This window comes from Pseudotabrizicola alkalilacus, assembly GCF_003443995.1.
GTDB classification, from domain to species: domain Bacteria; phylum Pseudomonadota; class Alphaproteobacteria; order Rhodobacterales; family Rhodobacteraceae; genus Pseudotabrizicola; species Pseudotabrizicola alkalilacus.
On sequence record NZ_QWEY01000001.1, the window covers coordinates 700,309 to 726,839 of the forward strand.

The following is a 26,531-nucleotide window of genomic DNA, read 5'->3' on the forward strand; positions in this document are numbered from 1 at the left end:
GTAATGAAGGTGATACAGCAATGCGCCGCGCCCCCGATAGGGTCAAGGGGGCGCGGCAGAGGGGGGCGTCAGACTGTATCGAGATACAGCTCGACACGTTCCTCGGGCGTCAGTTCCGCGATGTAATGCATCTCCTGACGCTTGGTCAGCACGAAGTTGCGGATCAGCTCCTTTGGCAGAAAGCGCGACAGCATGTCGCTGTGCTCGAACGCTTCGATGGCGGCGTCCCATGTGGCGGGAATCTGCGGCAGATCCATCGCATAGGCATTGCCGGTGACGGGGGATGGCGGTTCCATCTCATCCTCCATCCCGATCAGGGCTGCGCCAAGGATGGTCGCCAGCATCAGGTACGGGTTCACATCGCCGCCCGCGACACGGTGCTCGATCCGCCGCGCGGCCGGACTGCCCGCGGGGATGCGGACAGCTGCAGTGCGGTTTTCATAGCCCCAGCAGATCGCGGTGGGCGCGTGTTTGTCGGGCACCAGACGTTCATAGCTGTTCTCGTGCGGGGCAAAGACCAGCGTGGAATCGGACATCGCCGCCAGACAGCCCGCGACCGCATGTTTCAGCGCCGCCGTGCCCTTTGGCCCGCCAGAGTCAAAGATGTTGTCCCCCGCCTCATCCAGCACCGAGAAATGGGTGTGCAGACCGGAGCCGGAGTATTCCTTGTACGGTTTGGCCATGAAGCTGGCGGCAAAGCCATGCCTGCGGGCCAGACCCTTGACCAGCATCTTGAACAGCCAGGCATCGTCGGCGGCGCGCAGGGCGTCGTCGCAATGCATCAGGTTCACCTCGAACTGACCCAACCCGGTTTCCGAGGTTGAGGTGTCGGCGGGAATGTCCATCGCCTCGCAGGCGTCGTACAGGTCGGTAAAGAACGTGTCAAAGGCGTCAAGCGCGCGGATCGACAGGGTTTCCGCCGCCTTGCGCCGCTTGCCCGACCGGGGCGAGGACGGCACCTGCAGGGTTTTGCCTGAATCGTCGATCAGAAAAAACTCCAGCTCCATCGCCACCACGGGGGTCAGGCCGCGCTTTTTGTATTGCTTGACCACGGCATTCAGCGCGTGGCGCGGGTCGCCCTCATAGGGGGTGCCATTTTCGCGGAACATCCAGATCGGCAGCAGCGCTGTCGGCGCCTCCAGCCAGGGCATCGGCATGAAGCCGCGTTCGGTGGGTTTCAGCACGCCATCCTGATCGCCTTGTTCAAAGACCATCGGGCTGTCGTCGATATCTTCGCCCCAGATGTCGAGCGACAGGACCGAGAACGGAAAGCGGGTGCCGTCCTTGACTGCCTTGTCGGCATAGCGGGCGGGAATGCGCTTGCCACGGGCCTGACCGTTGAGGTCGGCAGCAGCCACTCGGATCGTGCGCACTTGCGGGTGTTTACGCAGGTAGTCCTTCATCATGATCGTTGGTCGGGGCGGCGCTACTGGCGCGGCCCTTGTTCCATCCTTTTGTGATCTTTCCTCCCGTGCCGGGCACGGGTCCGGGCGGGTGCCCGAATAATTTGATCAAATATACGCTACTATCTGATCACCTGAGGACGCAAGCGAATTTTACCGCTCATGTTAGATGGCAAATGCCGGTTCAGCCGGGTGTTGATCGCACTCATCAGCCAGATCAGCAGCAGGGTCAGCGCGATGAAGTAGCCGGCGACGATCGGGTAGGGCACAAAGGGGTTGAAAGTCTTGTCGGCAAAGTAGCTGGCGTAATACAGGGCATCGCCGCGCTGCTGAAACGCCGGAAAGCCCGAGAAAAAGACCAGCGTGGTCGAGTGGAACAGAAAGATCGCCTCATTCGTATAGGCGGGCCAGGCCAGCCGCAGCATCGTGGGCCATTGAATCCGGCGGAACTTGGCAAAGCCGGTCAGGCCATAAGCCTCTGCCGCCTCCAGATCGCCTTTGGGGATCGACCGCAGCGCGCCGTGAAAGATCTCGGCCGAATAGGCGGCGGTGTTGAGGAACAGAACGAACAGCGCCCCGGCCCATGCTTTGGTGGTCCAACTGGTGTGGACGGTGATGCCGAACACGTCAATTCCGGCGCGCGGCAGCATCTGCAGCGCCTCGTATGCCAGAAAGAACTGGATGAACAACGGCGAGCCGCGGAACAGAAAGATGAACCATTCAGCGGGCTTGCGCACCAGCGGGTTGTGTGACGCCTTGGCAAAGGCGATGGCGTTTGCCAGCACAAAGCCAAAGATCAGCGCGACCACCCCGAAATACACGTTCCAGATCAGCCCCGAGCCGATCAGCGTGAACTGCTGGCACAAAGTGAAATCGGTGCGCGGCAACAACCGCTCGCCATAGCCGATCGAGCGGAAGGCATAGGCGCCAATGGTTTCCCAACAGGTCATAGGCCCGCCTTTCGCATAGCTTCGCCCGCCGCAGTCGCTTGTCCTTTGGACAGGCGGGCAGAGATGCGGTTCAGCACGATTTCAGAGACGCGGGTAAAGGCCAGATAGAACACCAGCAGGAACAGGAAGTAATACAGCCGCCAGTCCGGGTGCGGATAGTCAAAGGCCTGAGTCTTGGCCCCGCCCATCTCCCGCGCCCAGTAAACGATATCCTGCACACCCAGCAGGAACAGCAACGGCGTCGCCTTGATCAGAATCAGCCACAGGTTCGACAGGCCGGGCAGGGCATAGACCCACATCTGCGGCACCAGAACCCGGCGGAACACCTGCGCGGGCGACAGCCCGTAAGCCTCGGCGGTTTCGAGCTGTGCGCGCGGCACCGCCTGCATCGCGCCATAGAGCACGTTGGCGGCAAAGGCCCCGAACACCAGCGCGAATGTCAGCACCGCGAGCATGAAGCCGTAAAACTGATGCACCGTCTGCGGCGCACTGCCCAGCGGCACCTTGGCCTGCGGGCAGACCCGGAATTCCAGCCCGTTGCGGACCGGCTCGGTCCAGTCGGGACAGCGGAGCAGATGCATGATGTATTCAATGCCCTGATCCAGCGCGATCACGAAGAACAGGAAAAACACGATATCGGGCACACCGCGCACCATGCCGGTATAGCCCTTGCCGATCAGGCGTAGCGCGAAATACTGGCTGCGCGCGGCCATCGCGCCGAAAAAGCCGAACAGCATCGCAATCGGGGCCGTGACCGCCAGCAACAGCAGCACGGTGCCGAACGCCCAATACATGTTCATGTGCTTGCCCGAGGTCAGGTAGCACGACAGCCATGTCAGGCCTTCCAGCGATTTGGGATCAGCGCAGATTTCAAACATAAGGATGTGCCCCCGCACGGGGTGCGCGCGGGGGCGATGTCATCAGAATACGTCCGCGTCTTCGCCGAACCATTTCAGGATCATGGTGTTCAGCGTGCCGTCTGCTTTCATCGAGGCGATGGCAGCATCAAACTTGCCACGCAACTCGGTGTCCGACTGGCGCAGACCCATGCCCACCCCACCGCCAAGAACCACGTCTTCGCCGACAAACACCAGCGCGTCGCCCGATTCGGCCACGATGGGTGCCAGATAATCCTTGTCGGCAAACACCGCATCCGCCTCGCCGTTGCGGACAGCGGCCACGGTTTCATCAGGTGTCGCAAATTCCAGCAGGGTCGCGCCCGCCGAAGCGATATAGCCCGACTGGATGGTGTTGACCTGCGCTGCGATCACGCCGCCCTCAAGATCGGCATCCGGCGTCAGCGCGACATAGGCCGACGGGGCCGGGGGGGTGTAGTTCTGGGTGAACGAGATCACCTTGGAGCGTTCTTCGTTGATGTTCATGCCGGCAATGATGGTGTCATAGTTGCCGGACTGAAGGTTCGGGATGATCGAATCCCAGTCGGTCGTGACCCATTCGCAGGTCAGCTCGGCGCGCTTGCACAGCTCGTCGCCCAGCTCACGTTCGAACCCGTCAACCTCACCGCTGTCATTGATGAAGTTGAAGGGCGGGTAAGCGCCCTCGGTGCCCATGCGGATGGTCTGTTGCGCCATGGCGCCCCCCGCCGTCAGCGCCACAAGCGCGGTTGCGATCAGCAGCTTCTTCATACGTGTCTCCCTATTGGTAAGCTGTTGTTATCGTTAAGTGTAATCTCAGGATGTGGCCGAAAGAAAGCCGCGAAGCCGTGCGGTTTGCGGCGCTTTGAACATCGCCGCTGGCGGCCCCTGTTCCTCGATCAGACCCTGATGCAGAAAGATGACGTGGTCCGAGCAGTCGGCGGCCAGTTTCATGTCATGCGTGACCAGAATCATCGTCCGGCCCTCTTCGGCCAGGGCCTTGATCACGCGCACCACCTCTTGCTCCAGTTCCGGGTCGAGCGCAGAGGTCGGCTCATCGAACAGCAGAGCGCGCGGCTCCATGCACAGCGCCCGCGCGATGGCTGCGCGTTGCTGCTGGCCACCCGACAGCATGGCGGGCCAGGCATCGGCCTTGTCAGCGATGCCGACCTTGGCCAGATATTCCCGCGCCTTGGCCTCGACCTCGACCGGATCGCGTCTCAGGACCGTAACCGGGGCTTCCATCACATTCTGCAGAATCGTCATATGGGACCACAGGTTGAACTGCTGGAACACCATCGACAGGTTGGTGCGGATGCGGGTGACCTGTGCGCGGTCTGCGGGGTGGCGGTTCAGCCCCTCGCCCTTCCAGCGCACGGCTTCGCCTTCAAACAGGATTTCGCCTTGCTGGCTGTCTTCGAGCAGATTGCAGCAGCGCAAAAGCGTGGATTTGCCCGATCCTGATGACCCGATCAGGCTGATCACATGTCCGCGTGGTGCGGTCAGATCCACCCCTTTCAAAACCTCCAGTGAGCCATAGGCTTTGTGCAGGCCATGAATCGCGATCACCGGAGGCGGCATGGCACCTTGCGTGGTGGTTTTGGTGGCGGTCTGGCTGGCGGCGGTCACTGTGCCTCGCTCGGTTGCATTGATTGATCAAATAGGGCGCAAGATTCGCGCCATTGCAACGGCCTTTGTGACAAACGCTACGGCAGATGCTGCAGCTTTGGTCACATTGTGCCACCAAATTGGGCAGGCGCAGGGGGGATGGGCTGTGCGAGATAGGCACTGGCGGGAATCCGCGCCAGCCCGCGCAAGCACAGCGTGTGGCGCTGCGCCTCGCTCAGAGCGCGGATCGCGTGACTGACAACCTCAAACAGCGCGTCGGCCTGCGCGGGCTGCGCGGTGATCAGCGGCAGGCCCGGCGTGGGCGCGGTTTGGGCAAAGACGCGCAGGCCGGTAGCAAAATCCTCGTGGCGCGACAGCAATTCCCATGTCACTGCGTCGATGGCGGCAAAGTCGGCCTCGCCCTTGGCAACCGCCAGCGCACTCGCCCGGTGGCCGCCGGTCTGAACGGTCGGGCGGAGTGTCAGGCCAAGATCGTGGAAATGCTGAGACACTGCCGCCCAGCCCGATTGCGACAGCGGCTCATTGATCGCCAGCCGCGCCGTGCTGAACTCTGCTTCGGTCGCGCGCGGGTCATCGCTTCGTGCAATCAGGACCGAGCGATAAAATCCCGGCGCGCAGCCCGCGACGCCATAATCCGGCGTGCCGATCAGGGTCACGCTGCGATGCAGGCGCGCCCGGAACGGCAGGCCGCAGGTCTGCGACAGCAGCAGGTCGGGCGAGTCCCAGGCGGACCAATAGGCCGCATCCCCGCGCGTCAGCGCGTCCGGCGCAATCAGCCCGCGCGCCCGCAGCCCGTCGCGGATCAGCGCCCACAGCGCATCATTGACCACCATCGTCTCATGCCGGTCATACATGCCAAGTGAGGCGATCATCCCCGCGACGCCCGTTGCCGGGCCAAGGCTGAGTCTACATCGGTGATTCCCAGCAGATTGGCCACCAGCCGCAGCAGCCGGTCTTCTTCGGCATCGCGCGCGCCATCTGACAGGGCGACCGACCACAGCGCCTGCAACAGACCGGCGCGGTCCTCCTGCGCGGTGGCGGCCTTCAGCGCGCGGGTAAAGCGTACGGTGTCGGGGGCCTCGGCCTCCAGCACCTCGGCTTCGGTGCGCAGACTGGCGGCGGCAAAGGGTGACAGACCGTGCAAGGTGGCCAGCACCCGGTCGATCTGCGCGACCTCGGCATCGGCATAGTCGCCGTCAGACCGGGCCACACGCACCATGAGCGCCGCAAAGGCAAGGCGCGCATCCGGCTCTGGCAGCCGCGCGGGGGAGGGGGCCAGCAGGCCGGAGAGGAGACGTTCAAACATGTGCAAGACATAGGCCGCAGGCCGGTCAGGGGCAAGATAGCCCGGACAGGGCCGTGAAAACCCGCCCGGTCAGCTGGCGCAATACTCTTGCGATTTGGTCCAGCCCGCGATGTCAGACCGCTTCGACGCCGACCGGAACGGACCCCAGTCGCGCCCGATGCCCAGATTGCCGCCTCCGGCAACCACCCCGTCACGCCCGACCTGTTTCGACATGATCCGGATGGCACAGGCCAGATTCGCCTCGCCATTTTTCAGCGCGGCGGCACTGGTTGCCTTGCAGCCATAGGCCCGCGCCGTGGCTGGCGAGATCTGCATCAACCCGATATAGCGCCCGCCACCGCCCGAGGCTTTGGGGTTCCACGTGCTTTCATGCTTGGCCGTTGCCGACAACAGCCCGGCCCAGAATGCCCGACGCTCCGTCACCGTGGCCTGACCATATCCGGGGCACCAGCCCTGAATATCGGCCGGAACCTTGGCCGCCAGAACTGCATCATTGGCTGCGATCATGTTCATCGACGTCTGCGTCCAGGTGGCCGCCTCGGGCCGGTGATCCCACCGCATTGCGGGCTGTTCGCCTGAGTCCTTTCCGGTAGCTCCGGCCACACAGCCAGCCAGAACGAATGCCGAAACGGCCACAAGCGAAAAGGGAAAACGCATCGAAAAGTCCATTGGCAGCGCCGCACCTCTGTGCACGGCCCTGTGGCGTTAGGCTGTCTGGCCTGAGTCGGGCAACCCCATGACCCGGCAATCGGCGTCAATCCGCCAGTTCCACCCCCTTGCCCCAAAGCCCGCCGCCGCCTAAAGACAGGGGGAAATGCCCCGAAGTCAGGGCAAAGAAGGAGTGCGCCATGCTGGACCTGACCTATACCGCGCCGACCCCCAAGGTGATTGCCGGGGCAAAGCACGACTGGGAACTTGTCATCGGAATGGAGATCCACGCGCAGGTGTCGTCAAACGCCAAGCTGTTTTCCGGCGCCTCTACCACATTCGGGGCCGAGCCGAATTCCAACGTGGCCTTTGTTGATGCCGCGATGCCGGGCATGTTGCCGGTGATCAACGATTTCTGTGTTGAGCAAGCGGTGCGCACCGGCCTCGGGCTGAAGGCGCAGATCAACCTGTTCTCGGCCTTTGACCGCAAGAACTACTTCTATCCCGACCTGCCGCAGGGCTATCAGATCAGCCAGCTGTATCACCCCATCGTGGGTGAGGGCGAGGTGCTGGTCGAGTTGTCCCCCGGCGTTGCCCGTCTGGTGCGGATCGAACGCATCCACCTTGAACAGGACGCGGGCAAGTCGATCCATGACATGGACCCGGCGATGTCTTTCGTCGACCTGAACCGGACCGGCGTGGCGCTGATGGAAATCGTCAGCCGCCCCGACATTCGCGGGCCGGAAGAGGCGGCGGCCTATGTCGCCAAGCTGCGCCAGATCCTGCGTTACCTGGGCACCTGTGACGGCAACATGCAGAACGGCAACCTGCGCGCCGATGTGAACGTCTCGGTCTGCCGCCCCGGCCAGTATGAAAAATATCAGGCCACGCAGGATTTCAGCCACCTCGGCACCCGCTGCGAGATCAAGAACATGAACTCGATGCGGTTCATCCAGCTGGCCATCGACTATGAGGCGCGGCGTCAGATCGCGATTCTGGAGGATGGCGGCAAGGTTGATCAGGAAACCCGGCTCTACGATCCCGACAAGAACGAAACCCGGTCGATGCGGTCCAAGGAAGAGGCGTTTGATTACCGCTACTTCCCCGATCCCGACCTATTGCCGCTGGAGATTGAGCAGGCCTGGGTCGATGACATTGCAGCCTCGATGCCAGAGCTGCCCGACGCCAAGAAAGCCCGGTTCATGGGTGATTTCGGCCTGACCGATTACGACGCCAATGTGCTGACCGCCGATCTGGAATCCGCCGGGTTCTTTGAGGCTGTCGCTCAGGGCCGCGATGGCAAAAGTGCCGCGAACTGGGTGATCAACGAGCTGTTTGGCCGCCTGAACAAAGAGGGCAAGGTGATCGCCGACAGCCCGGTGTCTGCCGTGCAACTGGGCGGGATGCTCGATCTGCTGGCCTCGGGCGAGATCACCGGCAAGATGGCCAAGGATCTGTTCGAAATCCTCTGGACCGAGGGCGGCGACCCGGCAGAGCAGGCCGCGAAACATGGCATGAAAGCCGTGACCGACACCGGCGAGATTGAACGCGCGCTGGACGATCTGATCGCGGCAAACCCCGGTCAGGTCGAGAAGGCCAAGGTCAATGCCAAGCTGGCGGGCTGGTTCACCGGTCAGGTGCTGAAAGCCACCGGCGGCAAGGCCAATCCCGCCGTCGTGAATGCGATGGTGGCGCAGAAACTGGGGCTGTGAGCCTGTTGGGCCGCCTTCGCGCGGCCCTTGGCCGCGATGATGCCTCGCTTCTGGCGCGGGCGCGCGGTGATGTGCGGATGGGGCTGGGGTTGAACCCGCCCGCCTGCCTTGCGCCGCTGAACCGCGCCATTGCCGCATTGGAGCGGCTGCCGAACACGCCCGAGGTGGCGCTGCTGCTGGGCCGCGCGCTGCGGGCCAAGGCGCAGGCGCTGACCGGCAAACCGGCCCGTATCCTGCGGGCGCGATCGGTGGCCAAACTGCGCGCGATGATCGAACAGCCGCGGATTTCAGTCCCTGAACGTGCCGCCCTTTGGGCCGCGCTGGCGCAGGCCTGGCTGCCGCTGCCCGAAGATGCCACAGACCCCGACCGGAGCTACCGCCAGTTGCTCCGGGCAGAGGAAGCACAGACCGAAGCGCTGGTGATCCCCTCTGCCGCCACCCATCTGGCGATGGCCGAAATCCTGCTGGCCTTGTGCCGCTCGCCGCTCTGCCCTGATGCCCACAGGCGCGCCCTCAGCCTGCGCCAGTACCTGCTTGCCGCCCGCGCGCTTGCCCCAGATGCCGATGAACGCCACACAGCCGATATATTGGAATCGGATGTGCTACAGCTGTTTCCCGGCCTCGCGGCGGGGGATGCCCCCTAGGGATAGGGGCGCGGCGATATGCGCCCACCACATCGGCCAGATGTTGCCAGACTGCCCGGGCATGCCGAAAAAGTGCACTGAAAGCTTGGTCTTGGCCCGGGAAACCCGCTATTCTGCACATTGAAAAGTTCGCGGGAGCCATCATGCAACGCTACGAATACAAGGTCATTCCAGCCCCGAAACGGGGGGAAAAACTCCGCGGAGTGAAAACGACCGAAGACCGCTTTGCCCAGACCCTGACCCAGTTGATGAACAGCCTTGGGGCTGACGGGTGGGACTATGTGCGCGCCGACACCTTGCCTTGCGATGAACGCGCAGGGCTGACTGGCACAAAAACCACGTATCAGAACATGCTGGTGTTCCGCCGCACGCTGGTTGAGAGGCAGGTCACGGAAACGCCCCCGTCGTTCAGCACATTGCGCGCCACGCCAGAGCCTGAGCTGCCGACGCTGAAGCTCGGTGCCGCGCATGTGGCGGCGGGGCCAGCTCCTGCGCTTGGGCCGGCAAAATCCGATATCGCCGCCGAATGATCAGCCTGCCGCAGCGATGGCCTGCGGCAGCACCTCTTCCAGCACATCCAGCGCCGCGTCATCCCCAAGGCTGATGCGGATACAGCGGTCCAGCGGGGCCACCCCCGGCATGCGGATGAACACGCCCCGCGCCACCGTCTCGCGCAGAACGGCGCGGGCATGGTCGCCGTCGCGCCCGCAGTCCACCGTCACGAAGTTGGTGGCCGAGGGCAGGGCGCGCAGCCCGTTTGCTTCTGCGATCCGGCTTACCCGGTCCCGCGCTGCCCTCACCCGGCGCTGTACGTCGGCCAGCCAGCCCTGATCCGCCAGCGCCGCCAGCGCGCCAATCTGCGCCACCCGGTTCATGCCGAAATGATCGCGCACCTTGTCAAAGGCCTGCGCCAGTTCCGGGCGGGCAATGGCATAGCCCACCCGCGCGCCCGCCATGCCATAGCCCTTGGAAAACGTGCGCAGCCGGATCACTTGTGGATGATCGGGGTGGATCGTGGGGATGGTCCCCTCAGGCGCCAGATCGGCATAGGCTTCGTCCAGCACCAGCAGACTGTGGTCGGGCAGGTGCGCCACCATGTCCTCGATCACCGCGCCTGTGTGATGGCTGCCCATCGGGTTGTCGGGGTTGGCCAGGTAGATCAGCCGCGCCCCGGTCTGCCGTGCGGTGTCGAGCAGGGCCTGCGGGTCTTCGTGCGCGCCACGATAGGGCACACGGAGAAGCTGCCCGCCAAAGCCGGTCACATGAAAATTGAAGGTCGGGTAGGCCCCGAGTGAGGTCACCACCGGCACGCCCTGCTCCAGCGTCAGGCGGCACAACAGGCCCAGCAACCCGTCGATCCCGCCGCCCACCACGATGTGCTGCGGGGTCACCCCGTGATGCCGGGCGAGGGCCTGTTTCAGCTCATGGCTCTCGGGGTCGGCGTACATCCAGACCCCTTCCACCGCCTCCTTCATTGCGGCGATGGCGGCAGGCGAGGGGCCGAACAGGCTCTCATTGGCCCCCAGCCTTGCCCGGAAGGTCTGGCCCATCTGACGTTCCAGCGCCTCGGGGCCGGTGAAGGGCACGACAGAGGGAAGGGTGGCGGCGTGGGGGGTGAGAAAGCGGGTCATGATCCCGGCAGAGTGGCGGGAAATGCGGCGCGGGGCAAGGGGGCCTTCCCACTGTGTTACAAAAGGAGGATATATTTATATCAATGGGTTAAGCTGTGACATCAACGGGTTTTTAACATTTCTGCAGCGGCACCACTTTGTGCCGCCAAAGAAAAGGGGGGCTTTCCGCCCCCCTTCGTCGCTGCCGCTCCTCATCCCCCCGAGGATATTTGCAGACAAGAAATGAGCGCATCTTTGGTCATTTTCTATCCTTAAATATCCCCGCCGGAGGCTCCCCCTGCGGGAAAAGGCGTTCCGGTCAGCCGATTTCAGCCAGACGGGCCATGGCTGCGCGGAGTTTGGCGGCCTCATCCTCGCGCGCGGCCAGATTGGCGCGGGCCTCTTCCACCACCTCTTCCGGCGCGGAGGCGGCAAAGGCGGGGTTGTTCAGCCGTCCGTTCAGCCCGCCGATTTCCTTGGCCAGTTTGTCGAGCGTCTTTTGCAGCCGCGCCTTTTCTTCGGCGATGTCGATGACACCGGCGAGCGGGATGGCAAAGGTCGCGCCCTCGGCTGCCACGGTGATCGCGCCTTTGGGCGCGGTGGTGGCATGGCTGAGGGAGTCGATGCGGGCGAGGCGCTGGATCAGCGGCGCGTTATTGGCCCACGCGGCCTGTGCCGTACCGGTCATCGCGGTGGCCACCAGATCGAGTTTCAGCCCCGCCGGCACATGCACCTGCGCGCGGGCGGAGCGGATGTCGTCGATCAGGGTTGTCACCCATGTCATCTCGGCCATCGACGGCGCGTCGATCAGGCTGGCGGGCAGCTCTGGCCAGTCGGTGTGGACCATGAGCTTTGCCCGCGTGCCGGTGGTGGCCCACAGCTCTTCGGTGATGAAGGGCATCATCGGGTGCAAGAGGATCATGCAGTGATCCAGCACCCAAGCCATGGTTTGCCGCGTCTCGCCCGCCTGTTCGCCATCAAACAGGGGTTTTGCGAATTCGACATACCAGTCGCAGACCTTGCCCCAGACGAATTTGTAGAGTGTGTCGGCGGCTTGGTCGAAGCGGTAGTTTTCCAGTGCCTCGGAGACTTCGGCCGCGGCCTTGGCGGTCTCGCCGATGATCCATTTGTTCACCGTGGCGCTGGCCTGTGGCGGTTGGGTCTGGGTGCGATGCCCCTCCCACACGCCGTTCATTTCGGCGAAGCGGCAGGCGTTCCACAGTTTGGTGCCGAAGTTGCGGTAGCCTGCGATGCGGCTGGTGTCGAGTTTCAGCACCCCGCCAAGGCTGGCCATGGCGGCATTGGCAAAGCGCAGCGCATCGGCGCCGTATTCGTCGATGATCTCCAACGGATCAATGACATTGCCGAGCGATTTCGACATCTTCTTGCCCTTGGCGTCGCGCACAAGGCCGTGCAGGTAGACGGTGTGGAACGGGATCTGATCGACCACCGCCAACTGCATCATCATCATCCGGGCGACCCAGAAAAACAGGATGTCTTGCCCGGTCACGAGGACCGAGGTCGGGAAGTATTTCGCCAGTTCCGGAGTGGGTTCCGGCCAGCCCAGCGTGCCGATGGGCCAGAGGCCGGAGGAGAACCAGGTGTCGAGCACGTCGGGGTCGCGCCAGACCGGATAGACCAGATGGGTCGGGTCTTGCGACAGGGTGTAATCGGCAAGGGCTGCGGCAAAGGTCTCCACCGCCGTTTGCCGGTCGGCCACTTCGACCACACGCGCGGTGTTGAGCGGGTGGGGCAGGGCGGCCAGATCATCAAGGAAGCGTTCGGTGACTGCGTCGATGCTGGCCGCGCAGTGAAAGCGCGACTCGCGCTCGATATAGCCGCCATCCCCGAGGATGGTGAGAATTTCGACCTGATCCAATGCATTGTCGCCTTCGTCATCGACAAAATCGGCGGCGTCGATCGACAGACCATACCAAACCGGGATCTGATGCCCCCACCAGAGCTGGCGGCTGATGCACCAGGGCTCGATGTTCTCCAGCCAGTGGTAATAGGTTTTCTCGCCCGACTCCGGGATGATCTTGGTTGCGCCTGTGCGCACCGCATCGAGCGCGGGTTCGACGATTTTCGCCGTGTCCACAAACCATTGGTCGGTCAGCATCGGCTCGATCACCACTTTGGAGCGGTCGCCGAAGGGCTGCATGATCTTTTTCGCCTCGACCACCGGCTCGCGGGTCAGGTGTTCGGACCCGGTTTCGGGGTCGATCTGTTTGACCAGCGTCGTCACGGACAGACCGATGGCGTTGATGTCGGCCACCACCGCCTTGCGGGCCGCGAACCGGTCCAACCCACGGTATTTCTCGGGGACGAGGTTGAGGCTGTCGACTTCGGACTCATTGGTGGGGGAGCCTGCGGCGATCTCGCGGGCGCGGGCGACCGCTTCCGCATAGGGGGCACCATCGGCGCGCATGGCCCCTCGGGTGTCCATCAGGCGGTAGCAGGGCAGGTTGGCGCGTTTGGCCACGCCGTAGTCGTTGAAATCATGCGCGCCGGTGATCTTCACAGCACCCGAGCCAAAGGTCGGGTCGGGGTATTCGTCGGTGATGATCGGGATCAGACGGTCGCAGAGCGGCAGGTGGACCATCTTGCCGACGATGGGCGCGTAGCGCGTGTCCGACGGGTGCACCGCCACCGCGCCGTCGCCCAGCATGGTCTCGGGCCTTGTGGTGGCGATGGAGATGTAGTCGCGCGTTTCGCGCAAGGTCACCGCGCCGGTTTCGTCTTTCTCGACGTATTCATAGGTTTCGCCGCCGGCGAGCCGGTATTTGAAGTGCCACATGTGGCCCGCGACTTCGGTGTTCTCGACCTCCAGATCGGAGATCGCGGTCTCGAAATGCGGGTCCCAGTTCACCAGACGCTTGCCGCGATAGATCAGGCCCTTGTTGTAGAGGTCGGCGAAGACCTTGATCACGGCGTCATGGAAATTGCCCTGCTCGCCCTCGGGCGCGCCGGGGGCGCCGGACATGGTGAAGGCCTCACGGTCCCAGTCGCAGGAGGCGCCAAGGCGTTGCAGCTGGCCGATGATGGTGCCGCGTGAGGATTGTTTTTGCTGCCAGACGCGGGACAGGAACGCCTCACGCCCCATGTCGCGGCGGGTGGGTTCGCCGTTTTTCGCCATCTCGCGCTCGGTCACCATTTGCGTCGCGATCCCGGCATGGTCGGTGCCGGGCTGCCAGAGCGTGTCATCGCCGCGCATCCGGTGCCAGCGGGTCAGAATGTCCTGCAAGGTGTTGTTGAAGGCGTGGCCCATGTGCAGCGAGCCGGTGACATTGGGCGGCGGGATCATGACGGAAAACGCCGGGTGGCCGGGCTTGGCATTGGCCCCGGCGCGGAAGGCTTTTTCGGTCAGCCACTGTTGCGAGATCCGGGCCTCGGCTTCGGCGGCGTTGAAGGTCTTTTCCATCGGCATGGGCGTGTTCCTCTGCGGTTGCAGGGGACTTAGCGAATGTGGGGGCAAAGGCCAAGGGGGATGGCATTTGCCCCCTGAAGTCAGCTCGGGCCGACGAGGCCAAAGGTGGCACCCTGCGGGTCGGCGGCGTAGCAGACAAAGGCCCCGCCGGGCACCTCCATCGGGCCATGCAGGGTGGTGCCGCCTTGTGCCGCGATGCGGGTCATGGCGGCGGCGATGCTGTCGGTGCCAAAGACCGGCAGCCAGTGCGGCGGGATGCCGGGCTGGGCCAGTGGCATCAGGCCGCCGATATCGCCGGTGGGGAGGGAGACCAGCTGATAGATGCCCATCGCGCCCATATCCATTGCCTGACCGGCGGTCCAGCCGAGCAGGGTGGTGTAAAAGCCGAGTGCGGCTGCGGGGTCGGAGGTTTGCAACTCGTGCCAGTTGACGTGGCCGGGATTCTTTTGGTCAAAGGCCGCGCCGGGCTGGCCGTCTTGGGGTTGCATCAGGCCGAACACAGCCCCTTGCGGGTCGCTGACGATGGCAAAGCGGCCGGTGTCGGGGATGTCTTCGGGCGCGCGGTGGACCGTGCCACCAAGGGCGGTCACGCGGGCGGCACTGGCGTCGCAATCATCGACGGCGAAATAGACCATCCAGAATTCGGGCATCGGCGTATCCGGCCCCATCAGTCCGGCCACCATATCCTCGCCATGGGTCGCGATGGTGTAGTCAAAACGCGGCATGCCGGAGTCCTTGAACTGCCAGCCCATCACCGGGCCGTAAAACGCCGATGAGGCGGGGATATTGGCGGCGGTGAGTTCGTACCAGTAGGGCAGGCCCAGAACGCTCATGCGGCTTCCCCCTTGACCAGAACGGGCACAAAGCCGCCGTAGATCATGCGCTTGCCGTCAAACGGCATCTCGGCCATGTCATCGGGCGACATGGCAGACTCCATCGCCTTGTAGGCGGCGTTGCGGGTTTCCTTGTCGGGCCATGTCATCCAGGCCACCACCACGGTCTCGCCCTCGGCCAGATCAACCGAGCGCAGGAAATCAGTGTGCTTGCCGGGGGGCACGTCATCGCCCCAGCCCACCACAAAAGACAGCGCCCCCAGCTTCTGGAATTCGGGCCACCACTTTGCCTCATGCGCGATGTAATCATCGCGGCGATCGTTTGAGACCGGAATGACGAAGGTATCAAAATAATTCATGTCCGTTCCTCCTGGCACTTGCCGGGGCAGGCTGTCAAAGCTAGTTACAAAAAGCAACTGAAAGTTATGTAACGTGACCAAATCCCGCCGAAGCTATCAGGAAGGCTGTCTTGAGGCCCATGCGCTGGACCTGATCGGCGACCGCTGGGCGCTGCTGGTGGTGCGTGAGCTGATGCTGGGGCCGCGCAGATTCGGCGCAATCCGCGACGGGTTGCCGGGGATCAGCGCCAATATCCTGACCCGCAAGCTGGAGGATCTGGAAGCGACGGGCATCGTTGTGCGGGAGCAATTGCCTGATCCGGTGCGGGTGCAGCTGTACCGGCTGACCGGGGCCGGGCTGGGCCTGTGGCCAGTGATCCGCGCGCTGTGCCGCTGGGGGGCGGGGATGCCGGGGCATGACCCGCGCCTGTTCATCAGCCCGACCTCGTTGATGCTGTCGATGCGGGCCATGTGCGCGCGGGAGCGCGCGGGGAGGCATGTGGCGGCGATGGTGCTGGGGGGCGAGCCGTTTGTGATCACCACCGCGCCGGGGCAGTTCCGGGTGGAGCGCGGCACGACCGGGGCGGCGCTGCGGTTTGAGGGCGGCACCAATGCGATGGCCATGGCGATCTATGGCCCGATGCCGCTGGCCCAGACCGCACAGGGGGTGATCCGGTTTGACGGCGATCTGGCTGACGGGCAGGCCTTTGTCGATCTGTTCTCGCTGCGGCCTGCCGGTCCGGCCTAGACGGCGCGGTCGATCTTTGTGCTCAGGTGGATCAGGCTTTCCGATGAATGCACCCCGGTCATCGCGCCGATCTGGTCCAGTACCTGATCAAGCACCTGGGTGTTCGGGCAGGCGATCTGCAGCAACAGGTCCACCCGTCCAGAGGTGGTAAACACCCGCTCCACCTCGGAAATCGACTTGAGCCGGGTCAGCAGGGCGGCTTGGGTGCGCGGCTCTATCGTCAGCAGAACCGTCGCGCGCAGGCGGTTGGGATCGGCCCCCTGACCCAGTTTCAGGGTGTAGCCGGCGATGGTGCCGTTGTCTTCCAGCCGCTCCAGCCGGGCCTGTATGGTCGAGCGTGCGACCTTTAGCCGACGTGCCAGCATGGCCAGCGACAGCCGCGCATCGGCACGCAGCAGGGCGATGATATTACGATCCAGATCATCCATGCGATTTGACCGATGTTTTCATCATAATAACGTCTTCAGACTCCGATTATATAGTTTTGTTCGGTGCGTTTGTGCCTCATATGCCCCATCCTACGTTGCAGGAAAAGGGCGGCTCATACGCACCTGGCCTGGTTTTAGATAACCACGCTGGTGCCCGGCCCCGTTCGTTGCAACGGTCAAGGGCTATGCGTCTTGTTGGCAGGAAGGAAAAACTGCGATGGGACTCTCGAAAACGATCTGGACAAATCCAACCGAATTTCTGCGGGTCGAGCAACCCGTTGATCCGGTGCTGTTCTTTGCACCGACAGCGGTGCAGGCAGCGGCCCGCCGGTTCATCGACGGCTTTCCCGGCATGGTGACCTATGCGGTCAAGTCGAACCCGAGCGACGAGATGGTGGAAAATCTGTCGGCGGCCGGGGTGCGTGGCTATGACTGCGCATCGGGGTTCGAGATTGACCTGATCCGCCGACTGGCCCCGGATGCCGCTATCCACTACAACAACCCGGTGCGCGCCCGGCACGAGATTGCCTATGCTGTGACGCGGGGGGTGAAATCCTATAGCGTTGATTCGCGGTCGGAACTCGACAAGCTGATCGAGATGGTCCCGGCTGAGGGCACCGAGATTTCGGTGCGTTTCAAGCTGCCGGTGGCGGGGGCGGCCTATAACTTTGGCGCCAAGTTCGGTGCGACGGCCGAGGTTGCGGTGGACCTGCTGAAAGTGGTGGCCGAGGCCGGGTTCATCCCGTCGATCACCTTTCACCCAGGCACGCAATGCACCGACCCAAAGGCGTGGGAGTCCTATATCCTTGAGGCGGCAGAGATCGCGCGCAAGGCCGGTGTAACGATTGCGCGGCTGAACGTCGGGGGCGGGTTCCCGAACCACCGGCTGCACGGCGTGGCGCCGCAGCTGGAGGAAACCTTTGCGCTGATCGACCGCGTGGCAACCGAAGCGTTTGGCGCTGACCGCCCACTGCTGGTCTGCGAGCCGGGCCGGGCGCTGTGCGGCGACGCGTATACGCTGGCGGCACGGGTCAAGGCGGTGCGCGACGACAGCCATGTGTTCCTGAACGATGGGGTGTACGGCACGCTGACCGAACTGCCGCTGATCGGCGTGATCGACCGGATGGAAGTGTTGTCGGCAACCGGCGAAAAGCGCGTGGGCGAAGAGGTGCCGCGCATCATCTTTGGCCCGACCTGCGATTCGGTGGACCGTCTGCCGGGGGATATTCCGCTGCCGGGCGATATTGCCGAGGGCGATTTCGTGATCGTGCATGGCATGGGGGCCTATTCCACCGTGACCAACTCGCGGTTCAACGGCTTTGGCGATCTGGGGATTGCCACGGTGCTGTCGCTCAAGGTCTGATTTCGACGAACTGCGTTGCAACATACGCCCCCGGCTGGACAAACCCAGCAGGGGGCGTAACTCTTTGTGCGGCAAGCAAAGGGGTGGGGCATGAGCAAATTCGGCAAAGCGCAGGGCGTCGGGCGGCATGAGGACATCCGGTTTCTGACCGGGCGCGGGCGCTATGTCGATGACATCGCGCCGGGGGGCGCTCTGCACGCGCTGTTCCTGCGCTCGGACCATGCGCATGGCGAGATCATCGCGCTGGAACTGGACGCGGCACGCGCGGTGCCGGGCGTGCATCTGGTGCTGGATGCCGCGGGGCTGGAGGCGCTGGGCGTCACGCTGGGGATGAAAGGCGCGCGGTTGCGCAATGCCGATGGCAGCATGGGGGCGGGGCCAGAGCGGCCGGTGCTGGCGCGCGACCGGGTGCGGTTCGTGGGCGAGGCGGTGGTGATGATCGTCGCGGACAGCATCGCTGCGGCGCAGGATGCGGCGGAACTGGTCGGGCTGGAGGTGGACGGCCTGCCGGTGGCGCTGGCCGTGGCTCCGGGCGGGCCAGAGGTGCATGCCGAAGCGCCCGAGAACCGCGCCTATGACTGGGAGATTGGGGACTATGCGGCGGTTGATGTCGCCTTTGCCGGGGCCGCGCACCGGGTGTCGCTGGAGGTGATCCACAACCGTATCATCGTCAACGCGATGGAGCCGCGCGGCTGCTTTGCCGAGTGGCAGGACGGGCGGCTGCATTTCAGCTTTAACGGGCAAGGGGTTTGGAACCAGCGCAACGAGCTGGCGCGGATGCTGGCCCTCCCGCGTGAAGCGGTGCGGGTGACCAACCCCGATGTCGGTGGCGGCTTTGGCATGAAGGCGATGACCTATCCCGAATATGTCTGCGTGGCGGCGGCCGCCCGGGCGCTGGGCCAGCCGGTGCGCTGGATCGCAACGCGGGGGGAATCGATGCTGACCGATAACGCCGGGCGCGATCTGGTGGCGGTGGCCGAGCTCGCGTTTGATGCGGATCTGAAGGTCACGGGGTACCGTGTTAATCTTGTGTCCAACCTTGGCGCCTATAACTCGCAATTCGGGCAACCCATTCAGTCGGAGCTGTTTTCCAAGGTGCTGACCGGCGTTTATGACATATCGGCGGCCCATCTACGGGCGGTGGGGGTTTATACCAACACCACACCGGTCGATGCCTATCGCGGGGCGGGGCGGCCCGAGGCGATTTTGACGATTGAGCGGGTGATGGATGACGCCGCGCGGCAGCTGGGGGTGGACCCGTTTGATCTGCGGATGCGTAACTTCATCAAGACCTTCCCCTATCGCAGCGCGACCGGAGAGATGATCGACGTGGGCGACTTCCCCCGCGTGCTGGACCGCGCGAAGCTGGAGGCCGATGTGGCGGGCTTCGCGGCGCGGCAGGCCGAAAGTGCGGCGCGCGGCATGCTGCGCGGTATCGGGCTTGCCACCTATATCGAAAGCATTCTGGGCGACCCCGATGAAACCGCGCGGCTGGTGCTGGATACGGATGGCGGCGCCACGCTCTATGTCGGCACCCAATCGAACGGGCAGGGGCATGAGACGGTTTATGCCCGGATGGTGGCGGAATGGACCGGGCTGCCGGAACAGATGGTGCGGATTGTGCAGGGCGATTCGGATGCGATCCCCAAGGGCGGCGGCACTGGTGGGTCACGCTCGGTTACCGTGCAGGGCACCGCGATGCGGGCGACGGTGCAGACCATGGTGACCGGATTCAGCGCCTTTCTGGCCGAGGAGTGGGAGGTCGAGGGGGTCGGCTTTGACGGCGGCACTTTTGGCGCTGCGGACAGCAACACCCGGCTGACTCTGGCCGAGGCCGCCGATCTGGCGCGGATGCGCGGGCGCGCCGATCTGCTGGATGTCAGCCAGACCACCACGCTGGACGGGCGCAGCTACCCCAACGGCGCGCATGTGGCCGAGGTGGAGGTGGACCCCGAAACCGGGGCGCTGGTGATGGACCGCTATACGGTGGTCGATGATTTCGGCACGCTGATGGCCCCGGAACTTGCCATCGGGCAGGTGCATGGTGGCGTGGCGCAGGGTTATGGTCAGGCGGTGTGCGAGGCGGCGCAGTATGATGAACAGGGCCAACTGCTGTCGGCCACATTCATGGATTACGCGATGCCGCGCGCCTCTGATCTGCCGATGTTCGGCTTTACCAGCGAGCCGGTGCCGTCGATCATGAACCCGCTGGGCATGAAAGGCTGTGGCGAGGCGGGAACCGTGGGCGCGCTGGGCGCAATTTCCAACGCGGTGCGCGATGCGCTGGCCCCGCGGGGCGTCGCGCGGGTGGATATGCCGTTTACGCCGCAACGCATCTGGCATTGGCTGAAGGAGGCCGAAGACGTCGCTTCTTGACCACATAAGGCATTGGTTCCGTCCCCATCCGGTGGTGGAAACCGAAGGTCATGCCCCGCCCCCCGGACCGGGGCGGGGTGTTGTCGATCATGTGGTGATCCTTGACGGCACCATGTCGTCGCTGCTGCCGGGACTGGAGACCAACGCCGGGCTGGCCTTTGCGGTGCTGAGCGAACAGACGCCAGGCCAGCGGCGGCGGCTGTATTACGAGCCGGGACTGCAATGGGAGGGGTGGCGCAACCTTGGTACGGTGGCGCAGGGGCGCGGGATCAACCGCCAGATCCGCCGCGCCTATGGCTGGCTGGCCAGCCAGTACCGGCCGGGTGACCGGATTTACCTGCTGGGCTATTCGCGCGGGGCCTTTGCCGTGCGCTCGCTCGCCGGGGTGATCGACCGGGTGGGACTGTTGCGCCACGATCAGGCGACCGAACGGAATGTGCGGCTGGCCTACCGGCATTACATGACCGGGCCCGACAGCCGGGCGGCGCAGGTGTTTGCGCTGCAGACCTGCCACATCGAGGCCCCGATCGAGATGGTCGGGGTCTGGGATACGGTCAAGGCGCTGGGGCTGCGCCTGCCGCTGTTGTGGATGCTGACCGACGGGCGGCATGCGTTCCACAACCACCACCTTGGCGCGTCGATCCGGCATGGCTTTCACGCGCTGGCGCTGCATGAGACGCGGGCAGTATTCGACCCGGTGCTGTGGGACTGCCCCGATGGCTGGGAGGGCAATATCGAACAGGTCTGGTTTGCCGGGGCCCATGCCGATGTCGGCGGGCAGGTGGGCTTGCTTGAGGCGGCGCGGCCCCTGGCCAATATTCCGCTGGTCTGGATGCTGGACCGGGCCGAGGCCTGTGGTCTGGCGCTGCCGGTCGGGTGGCGCGAGCGGTTTCCCTGCGACCCGCAGGCTCCGATGGTGGGGACCTGGCGGTCCTGGGGCAAGTTGTTCCTGCTGCGCCGCCGCCGGGTGGTAGGGCGCGACCGCAGCGAAAAACTGCATCCTTCTGTGGGTGACCGCAAGCCGGACGGGTCGCGGTTTGGCGACATGATGCAGCGCGCGCGGGTCTGGCGGTAGGGCGTGTCCGGTTTGACCTGAGGCGCGCCCCCCCCACCCCAGCCCTCCCCCACGAGGGGGGAGGGAGGCGCATCACGGCATGTGCGGGTCTGTGTCTGGCGCGGGCGTTGGGCCCGCCGCAGGGTCTGCCTCCCCATGACGGGGGACAGGGGCTATCGGGTCGTGAAACTGCGCCTTAGCGCTGGCCCACGTCCACGTATTTGCGGTGGGTTTCGCCGATATACAGCTGACGCGGGCGGCCGATTTTCTGGCCCTTGTCGCCGATCATCTCTTTCCACTGCGAGATCCAGCCGACGGTGCGCGAGATGGCAAAGATCGGGGTGAACATCGAGGTCGGGAAGCCCATCGCCTCGAGGATGATGCCCGAGTAGAAATCGACGTTGGGATAGAGCTTTTTCGAGATGAAATACTCATCCGACAGCGCGATCCGCTCCAGCTCTTTGGCGACCTGCAGCAGCGGGTTGTTTTCAACCCCGAGCAGCGCCAGCACCTCATCCGCCGATTCCTTCATCACCGTGGCGCGGGGGTCGAAGTTTTTATAGACCCGGTGGCCAAAGCCCATCAGGCGGAAGCCGGAATCCTTGTCCTTGGCCTTGGCCACGAATTCGGGAATACGGTCAACGGTGCCGATTTCCTTCAGCATTTCAAGGCAGGCCTGATTGGCCCCGCCATGCGCCGGGCCCCAGAGACAGGCGATGCCCGCCGCAATGCAGGCAAACGGGTTTGCGCCCGAAGACCCCGCCAGTCGCACGGTCGAGGTGGAGGCGTTCTGCTCATGGTCGGCATGCAGCATCATGATCCGGTCCATTGCTTTGGACAGGACCGGATCGACGACGTAATCCTCGGCCGGGATCGCAAAGCACATGTGCAGGAAGTTGCCAGCGTAATCGAGGGTGTTTTTCGGGTACACGAACGGCTGGCCGACCGAGTATTTGAACGCCATCGCCGCGATGGTCGGCAGTTTGGCGATCATGCGGATCGCCGCAACCTCACGCTGCCACGGATCGTTGATGTCGGTACTGTCGTGGTAGAACGCGGCCATCGCGCCGACCACGCCGACCATGGTGGCCATCGGGTGCGCGTCACGGCGGAAACCGCGGAAGAAGTAGTGCATCTGTTCATGCACCATGGTGTGACGGGTCACGCGGGTTTCAAAATCGGCCATCTGGGCGGCGGTGGGCAACTCGCCATAGAGCAGCAGATAGCAGACTTCGAGGTAATGCGACTGCTCGGCCAGTTCTTCGATCGAATAGCCCCGGTGCAGCAGCTCGCCCTTGTCACCGTCGATATAGGTGATCGCGCTTTCGCAGGCGGCGGTGGAGGTGAAGCCGGGGTCAAAGGTGAACACATCAGCCTCGGCATAGAGCTTGCGGATGTCGAGGACATCAGGGCCAAGGGTGGGGGAATGGATCGGCAGGTCGTAGGACTTGCCGTCCACGGTCAGGGTCGCGTTTCGTTTTGTCTCGGCCATCTCTCACATCCCTCGTTTTTGCCCCGCCGGACCGTCCCGGCTGGTGGTGCATTCTGGTGCGGTTGCAAGGATCAGCCGGGTCAGGCCGCAGCGTCCTGCAATCGCGCAATCGTCTCTGCCTGACCGATGACCAGCATCATGTCATAAACACTTGGGGTCGCGCTGCGCCCGGCAAGGGCAGCACGCAACGGTGCAGCCAGTTTTCCGAAACCGATGCCATGGGCCGTGGCAACCTCAGTCAGAATGGACTCAAGCTCTTGTTTCGTCCAGCTAGCATTTTGCAGGCGCAGCGTCAATTCACCCAGTATACCACGGGATACCGGATCCAGGGCCTTGCCCGCCGCCTCGTCAACATCCACCGGGCGGGAGGTCAGAGCGAAGTGAGCCTTATCAAGCAGTTCGGGGAAGGTCTTCGCGCGATCCTTGACGCAATACATTGCGCGCACCAGCAAATCACGCTGTTCAGACGTCAGCGCGGGGCGGTCTGCGGCTGCCAGATAGCCCTCAATCTCATGCAGCAGCGCAGCATCTTCGCCTTGCGCCAGATGCCAGCCACAGGTTGATTCCAGCTTTTTGAAATCCAGCCGCGCCGGGCTGCGGCCGATTCCCTCCAGCCCGAACATGGCCTTGGCCTGATCGGTGGTGAAGAGTTCCGCATCGCCCTGCGCCCAGCCCAGACGGGTCAGGTAATTGCGCATACCGGCCGCCGGATAACCAAGGGCCTGATAATCGCCGACCGCCGTGGCGCCGTGGCGTTTCGACAGCTTTTTGCCATCCGGCCCGTGGATCAGCGGAATATGTGCCCAGACCGGCACCTGCCAATCCATCGCGTCATAAACCATCTGCTGCCGGGCGGCGTTGTTCAGGTGGTCATCGCCCCGGATGACATGGGTGACCCCCATGTCATGATCATCGACCACGACAGCCAGCATATAGGTCGGATTACCGTCGGAGCGCAAAACTATCATGTCATCCAGTTGATCGTTGCGAACCGTAACGATTCCCTGAACGGTGTCTGATATTTTTGTCTCGCCGGTGCGCGGGGCCTTCATGCGGATGGCATAGGGCGCATCGGGAAAGCTGGCCGGGTCGGCATCGCGCCACGGGCTCTGGAACACGGCATAGCTCGCGCCCTCGGCCTCTTTGGCGGCGCGGAAGGCGGCGATTTCCTCTTGCGTGGAAAAGCACTTGTAGGCGGTGCCGCGCTCCAGCATCTGATGCGCCACCTGCGCATGGCGGTCGCGGCGGTCGAACTGGCTGACCGCCTCGCCGTCCCAGTCCAGCCCCAGCCAGGTCAGGCCCTGCAGAATGGCCGCTGTCGCCTCGGGGGTGGAGCGTTCGCGGTCAGTATCCTCGATCCGGAGCAGGAACTTGCCGCCGCGCCCGCGCGCGAACAGCCAGTTGAACAGCGCGGTGCGCGCGCCGCCGATATGGAGCGATCCGGTGGGCGACGGGGCAAAGCGGGTGACGACGGGAGAGGCGGACTCAGGTGTGGAGGACATGGGGGCGTTAACCTTTCGGAAACCATCTGGGCAGTAGGCTTGGCCCGGTTCTAGGCGGTGAAGGGGCGGGAAACAAGGTGGCGGTCCTGACTGGCTGGCTGACCCGGCCCTTTGTGGCATTGGCAGAGGCGCGGGGCACGCTGTTTCCCTGGGTGCCGCTGCTGATCGGCACGGGGATTGGCCTCTGGTTTTCCCCATCGTGGGAGCCGGGGATAGCGGTCTATGCGGGGGCTGCCGCCGTGGTGCTGCTGTGCGTGGTCCTGCGGCTGTGGGGGCCGGAGGCGGGGCATCCCGTTGCGGTGGCGGTGGCTTGCGTCGCTTTGGGGGTGCTGGCCTGCGGTCTGCGCGTCCAGATCGTGCAGGCCCCGATGCTGGATTTCCGCTATTACGGCCCGGTGACGGGGCGTGTGATCAACATCGACCGCAGCCAGACCGACGCGATCCGCATCACGCTGGACCGGGTGCAACTGGACCGGGTGCGCCAGGCCCGCCTGCCAGAGCGGGTGCGGATCTCGCTGCGTGGCAAAGTCGCGGATCATAAGCCGTTTCCCGGTGAGGTGGTGATGGTCACCGCGACCTTGCAGGCCCCCGATGGCCCGGTGGAGCCGGGCAGCTTTGACTTTCGCCGCATGGCCTTTTTCGACCGGTTGGGGGCGGTCGGCTATACCACGGCGCCGGTGGTGCTGTGGCAGCCCGCGCCGGAGGGATGGTCGGTTGCCCGATTGCGCCGCGATCTGGCGCTGGCACTGATGCGCGCGGTGCCGGGGGATGCGGGCGGGTTTATCGCGGGGATCATGACCGGCGACCGTTCGGGCCTGAGCCGCGATGCGGTGCAGGCGCTGCGCGATACCAATATGGCGCATCTGCTGGCAATTTCGGGGATGCATATGGCGTTTCTGACCGGCTTTGTCTTTGCCGGGCTGCGACTGGCCATCGCCGCCGTGCCGCCTGTCGCGCTGCGGGTGAATGGCAAGAAGCTGGCAGCCGTGGTGTCGCTGGCGGTTGCTGCGTTTTATCTGGCGCTGTCGGGGGCCAATGTCGCGACCGAGCGCGCCTTTATCATGGTGTCGGTGATGCTGGGTGCGGTGCTCTTGGACCGCAAGGCGCTGACCCTGCGCTCTGTCGCGATGGCTGGGGTGATCCTGCTGCTGTGGCAACCGGAAACGCTGCTGGAGCCGGGGTTTCAGATGTCATTCGCCGCCACGGTGGCGCTGATTGCCGGGTTTCGTGCGGTCAATCGCCGGGTGGTGGCGGGGCATCTGCCACGCTGGGCAATGCCGGTGTTTACCCTGGTCCTGTCAAGCGCGATTGGCGGCTTTGCCACTGCGCCCTATGCGGCGGCGCACTTCAACCGCTATGCCGATTACGGGCTGATCGCCAACCTGCTGACGGTGCCGGTGATGGGGTCGGTGGTGATGCCAGCGGGCGCGGTGGCGGGGGTGCTGGCACCATTCGGGCTGGCCGGCCCGCCGCTTTGGGTGATGGAGCAGGGCAGCCGATGGATCATCTGGGTGGCGCATTGGGTGGCGGGGTGGAACGGGTCGGTGACGGCGGTTGTCGCACCGGGCCCGTGGGTGTTGCCGCTGGTCACCTTTGCCGGGGCGTTTCTGGTGTTGCTGCGCGGGGCCTGGCGCGGGCTGGCGGCTGCGCCTGCGCTGGTGGCGCTGGTGCTGTGGGTCGGGGTGGAGCGGCCGTTGGTGCTGATCTCTGCCGATGGCGGGCTGGTGGGGGTGATGGGCGCTGAGGGGCGGGCGCTGTCGGCGCCCAGTGGGGCGGGCTTTGCGGCGCAGAACTGGCTGGAGAATGACGGCGATCTGGCCACGCAGGAGATGGCGGCGGCGCGGACGGAGATGGCGGGGGAGGTGAGCCTGCGCCGCTTTGCGGCGGCGGGCGTGACCGGCGTGGCGCTAAAGGGCAAGGCGGCGGCGGCGCGGGTGGCAGAGGCCTGTGCGATGGCGGATCTGGTGGTGGTGTCCGTGCCGGTGGAGGTGGTGCCAGAGGGCTGCATCCTGCTGGACCCGGAGCGGCTGCGCGGTTCTGGCACGCTGGCGCTGTATCCGGTGGCGGGGGGGCTGCGGGTGGAGCCGACCTTTGGTGGGCAGCGGGTGTGGTCGTCGCCGCGTAGGCCCGAGGGGTTGGTTGCGGTGATCCGCCCGAAAGCGACGCGGGTGGCCGCTGGTCCCTGACGGTGCA

General features: G+C 64.5%; 23 protein-coding genes. 8 read left to right on the forward strand and 15 right to left on the reverse strand.

The window, feature by feature from the left end:
* Positions 1-68: 68 nt before the first annotated feature.
* The 8 genes from D1012_RS03400 to D1012_RS03435 form a co-directional block, all read right to left on the reverse strand.
* A complete protein-coding gene (locus tag D1012_RS03400; RefSeq protein ID WP_118150056.1) occupies positions 69-1,403 on the reverse strand; it encodes a glutamine synthetase family protein in 1,335 nt (444 codons plus the stop codon).
* Between the two features lie 122 nt (positions 1,404-1,525).
* The gene (locus tag D1012_RS03405) at positions 1,526-2,353 is read right to left on the reverse strand and encodes an ABC transporter permease (RefSeq protein WP_118149890.1); all 828 of its coding nucleotides are present in this window, start codon (positions 2,351-2,353) and stop codon (positions 1,526-1,528) included.
* Entirely contained in the window at positions 2,350-3,231 is an 882-nt protein-coding gene (locus D1012_RS03410) for an ABC transporter permease (RefSeq protein WP_118149891.1), read from the reverse strand. Before D1012_RS03410 ends, D1012_RS03405 begins: the two co-directional genes overlap by 4 nt.
* 42 nt (positions 3,232-3,273) lie before the next feature.
* Complete coding sequence (locus D1012_RS03415) at positions 3,274-3,999, reverse strand: transporter substrate-binding domain-containing protein (RefSeq protein WP_118149892.1); 726 nt, start codon at positions 3,997-3,999, stop codon at positions 3,274-3,276.
* Between the two features lie 45 nt (positions 4,000-4,044).
* Positions 4,045-4,809, reverse strand: coding sequence for an ABC transporter ATP-binding protein (locus tag D1012_RS03420; RefSeq protein ID WP_118150057.1), 765 nt, complete (start codon positions 4,807-4,809; stop codon positions 4,045-4,047).
* Between the two features lie 149 nt (positions 4,810-4,958).
* Positions 4,959-5,729 (reverse strand): phosphate/phosphite/phosphonate ABC transporter substrate-binding protein, encoded by a 771-nt coding sequence (locus tag D1012_RS03425; protein ID WP_118149893.1) that lies wholly within the window; start codon positions 5,727-5,729, stop codon positions 4,959-4,961.
* The gene (locus tag D1012_RS03430; RefSeq protein ID WP_118149894.1) at positions 5,726-6,163 is read right to left on the reverse strand and encodes a tellurite resistance TerB family protein; all 438 of its coding nucleotides are present in this window, start codon (positions 6,161-6,163) and stop codon (positions 5,726-5,728) included. The genes D1012_RS03425 and D1012_RS03430 overlap by 4 nt, the downstream gene beginning before the upstream one ends.
* Before the next feature lie 69 nt (positions 6,164-6,232).
* The gene (locus D1012_RS03435) at positions 6,233-6,820 is read right to left on the reverse strand and encodes a transglycosylase SLT domain-containing protein (RefSeq protein WP_118150058.1); all 588 of its coding nucleotides are present in this window, start codon (positions 6,818-6,820) and stop codon (positions 6,233-6,235) included.
* A gap of 191 nt (positions 6,821-7,011) precedes the next feature.
* Between D1012_RS03435 and gatB the strand changes: the two genes are divergently transcribed.
* The 3 genes from gatB to D1012_RS03450 all read left to right on the forward strand — a co-directional run bounded on the left by gatB (position 7,012) and on the right by D1012_RS03450 (position 9,697).
* Entirely contained in the window at positions 7,012-8,523 is a 1,512-nt protein-coding gene (gene gatB, locus D1012_RS03440; protein ID WP_118149895.1) for an Asp-tRNA(Asn)/Glu-tRNA(Gln) amidotransferase subunit GatB, read from the forward strand.
* Positions 8,520-9,167 (forward strand): hypothetical protein, encoded by a 648-nt coding sequence (locus D1012_RS03445; protein ID WP_118149896.1) that lies wholly within the window; start codon positions 8,520-8,522, stop codon positions 9,165-9,167. The genes gatB and D1012_RS03445 overlap by 4 nt, the downstream gene beginning before the upstream one ends.
* Before the next feature lie 143 nt (positions 9,168-9,310).
* On the forward strand, positions 9,311-9,697 hold the full coding sequence (locus D1012_RS03450) for a DUF4177 domain-containing protein (RefSeq protein ID WP_118149897.1): 387 nt from the start codon (positions 9,311-9,313) through the stop codon (positions 9,695-9,697).
* Here the strand turns inward: D1012_RS03450 and D1012_RS03455 are convergent, their stop codons facing one another.
* From D1012_RS03455 to D1012_RS03470, 4 genes are all read right to left on the reverse strand, one after another.
* A complete protein-coding gene (locus D1012_RS03455; RefSeq protein ID WP_118149898.1) occupies positions 9,698-10,798 on the reverse strand; it encodes a pyridoxal phosphate-dependent aminotransferase in 1,101 nt (366 codons plus the stop codon). It abuts the gene before it with no gap.
* Positions 10,799-11,096: 298 nt separating this feature from the next.
* Positions 11,097-14,204 (reverse strand): valine--tRNA ligase, encoded by a 3,108-nt coding sequence (locus tag D1012_RS03460; RefSeq protein WP_118149899.1) that lies wholly within the window; start codon positions 14,202-14,204, stop codon positions 11,097-11,099.
* 80 nt (positions 14,205-14,284) lie between these two features.
* On the reverse strand, positions 14,285-15,037 hold the full coding sequence (locus D1012_RS03465; protein WP_118149900.1) for a VOC family protein: 753 nt from the start codon (positions 15,035-15,037) through the stop codon (positions 14,285-14,287).
* Entirely contained in the window at positions 15,034-15,396 is a 363-nt protein-coding gene (locus tag D1012_RS03470) for a DUF1428 domain-containing protein (protein WP_118149901.1), read from the reverse strand. The genes D1012_RS03465 and D1012_RS03470 overlap by 4 nt, the downstream gene beginning before the upstream one ends.
* A gap of 73 nt (positions 15,397-15,469) precedes the next feature.
* Between D1012_RS03470 and D1012_RS03475 the strand changes: the two genes are divergently transcribed.
* The gene (locus D1012_RS03475; RefSeq protein ID WP_199489431.1) at positions 15,470-16,123 is read left to right on the forward strand and encodes a winged helix-turn-helix transcriptional regulator; all 654 of its coding nucleotides are present in this window, start codon (positions 15,470-15,472) and stop codon (positions 16,121-16,123) included.
* Here D1012_RS03475 and D1012_RS03480 read toward each other — a convergent pair.
* Complete coding sequence (locus tag D1012_RS03480; protein WP_118149902.1) at positions 16,120-16,551, reverse strand: Lrp/AsnC family transcriptional regulator; 432 nt, start codon at positions 16,549-16,551, stop codon at positions 16,120-16,122. The two genes, D1012_RS03475 and D1012_RS03480, sit on opposite strands and share 4 nt — an antisense overlap.
* A 217-nt stretch (positions 16,552-16,768) precedes the next feature.
* Between D1012_RS03480 and D1012_RS03485 the strand changes: the two genes are divergently transcribed.
* The 3 genes from D1012_RS03485 (at position 16,769) to D1012_RS03495 (ending at position 21,365) form a co-directional block, all read left to right on the forward strand.
* Positions 16,769-17,914, forward strand: coding sequence for a type III PLP-dependent enzyme (locus D1012_RS03485; protein WP_118149903.1), 1,146 nt, complete (start codon positions 16,769-16,771; stop codon positions 17,912-17,914).
* Positions 17,915-18,004: 90 nt separating this feature from the next.
* On the forward strand, positions 18,005-20,290 hold the full coding sequence (locus D1012_RS03490) for a xanthine dehydrogenase family protein molybdopterin-binding subunit (protein WP_118149904.1): 2,286 nt from the start codon (positions 18,005-18,007) through the stop codon (positions 20,288-20,290).
* Between the two features lie 34 nt (positions 20,291-20,324).
* Positions 20,325-21,365 (forward strand): T6SS phospholipase effector Tle1-like catalytic domain-containing protein, encoded by a 1,041-nt coding sequence (locus D1012_RS03495; RefSeq protein ID WP_354002024.1) that lies wholly within the window; start codon positions 20,325-20,327, stop codon positions 21,363-21,365.
* 175 nt (positions 21,366-21,540) lie between these two features.
* Here the strand turns inward: D1012_RS03495 and D1012_RS03500 are convergent, their stop codons facing one another.
* Both D1012_RS03500 and gltX read right to left on the reverse strand, forming a co-directional pair.
* Positions 21,541-22,836 (reverse strand): citrate synthase, encoded by a 1,296-nt coding sequence (locus D1012_RS03500; RefSeq protein WP_118149905.1) that lies wholly within the window; start codon positions 22,834-22,836, stop codon positions 21,541-21,543.
* 80 nt (positions 22,837-22,916) lie between these two features.
* Positions 22,917-24,338, reverse strand: a complete 1,422-nt coding sequence (gene gltX / locus D1012_RS03505; RefSeq protein ID WP_118149906.1) for a glutamate--tRNA ligase — start codon at positions 24,336-24,338, stop codon at positions 22,917-22,919.
* A gap of 77 nt (positions 24,339-24,415) precedes the next feature.
* Here gltX and D1012_RS03510 point away from each other — a divergent pair, with 77 nt between their 5' ends.
* Entirely contained in the window at positions 24,416-26,524 is a 2,109-nt protein-coding gene (locus D1012_RS03510; RefSeq protein ID WP_233516995.1) for a ComEC/Rec2 family competence protein, read from the forward strand.
* The last annotated feature ends 7 nt before the right edge of the window (positions 26,525-26,531 follow it).

What these genes read in the sequence shown, in the direction of transcription:
- gltX (WP_118149906.1), bottom strand. Translation starts at nt 24,338, where the DNA reads ATGTCCTCCACACCTGAGTCCGCCTCTCCCGTCGTCACCCGCTTTGCC.
- D1012_RS03410 (WP_118149891.1), bottom strand. Translation starts at nt 3,231, where the DNA reads ATGTTTGAAATCTGCGCTGATCCCAAATCGCTGGAAGGCCTGACATGG.
- D1012_RS03415 (WP_118149892.1), bottom strand. Translation starts at nt 3,999, where the DNA reads ATGAAGAAGCTGCTGATCGCAACCGCGCTTGTGGCGCTGACGGCGGGG.
- D1012_RS03420 (WP_118150057.1), bottom strand. Translation starts at nt 4,809, where the DNA reads ATGCCGCCTCCGGTGATCGCGATTCATGGCCTGCACAAAGCCTATGGC.
- D1012_RS03400 (WP_118150056.1), bottom strand. Translation starts at nt 1,403, where the DNA reads ATGAAGGACTACCTGCGTAAACACCCGCAAGTGCGCACGATCCGAGTG.
- D1012_RS03490 (WP_118149904.1), top strand. Translation starts at nt 18,005, where the DNA reads ATGAGCAAATTCGGCAAAGCGCAGGGCGTCGGGCGGCATGAGGACATC.
- D1012_RS03455 (WP_118149898.1), bottom strand. Translation starts at nt 10,798, where the DNA reads ATGACCCGCTTTCTCACCCCCCACGCCGCCACCCTTCCCTCTGTCGTG.
- D1012_RS03435 (WP_118150058.1), bottom strand. Translation starts at nt 6,820, where the DNA reads ATGCGTTTTCCCTTTTCGCTTGTGGCCGTTTCGGCATTCGTTCTGGCT.
- D1012_RS03485 (WP_118149903.1), top strand. Translation starts at nt 16,769, where the DNA reads ATGGGACTCTCGAAAACGATCTGGACAAATCCAACCGAATTTCTGCGG.
- D1012_RS03465 (WP_118149900.1), bottom strand. Translation starts at nt 15,037, where the DNA reads ATGAGCGTTCTGGGCCTGCCCTACTGGTACGAACTCACCGCCGCCAAT.
- D1012_RS03405 (WP_118149890.1), bottom strand. Translation starts at nt 2,353, where the DNA reads ATGACCTGTTGGGAAACCATTGGCGCCTATGCCTTCCGCTCGATCGGC.
- D1012_RS03500 (WP_118149905.1), bottom strand. Translation starts at nt 22,836, where the DNA reads ATGGCCGAGACAAAACGAAACGCGACCCTGACCGTGGACGGCAAGTCC.
- D1012_RS03450 (WP_118149897.1), top strand. Translation starts at nt 9,311, where the DNA reads ATGCAACGCTACGAATACAAGGTCATTCCAGCCCCGAAACGGGGGGAA.
- gatB (WP_118149895.1), top strand. Translation starts at nt 7,012, where the DNA reads ATGCTGGACCTGACCTATACCGCGCCGACCCCCAAGGTGATTGCCGGG.
- D1012_RS03425 (WP_118149893.1), bottom strand. Translation starts at nt 5,729, where the DNA reads ATGATCGCCTCACTTGGCATGTATGACCGGCATGAGACGATGGTGGTC.
- D1012_RS03480 (WP_118149902.1), bottom strand. Translation starts at nt 16,551, where the DNA reads ATGGATGATCTGGATCGTAATATCATCGCCCTGCTGCGTGCCGATGCG.
- D1012_RS03460 (WP_118149899.1), bottom strand. Translation starts at nt 14,204, where the DNA reads ATGCCGATGGAAAAGACCTTCAACGCCGCCGAAGCCGAGGCCCGGATC.
- D1012_RS03470 (WP_118149901.1), bottom strand. Translation starts at nt 15,396, where the DNA reads ATGAATTATTTTGATACCTTCGTCATTCCGGTCTCAAACGATCGCCGC.
- D1012_RS03430 (WP_118149894.1), bottom strand. Translation starts at nt 6,163, where the DNA reads ATGTTTGAACGTCTCCTCTCCGGCCTGCTGGCCCCCTCCCCCGCGCGG.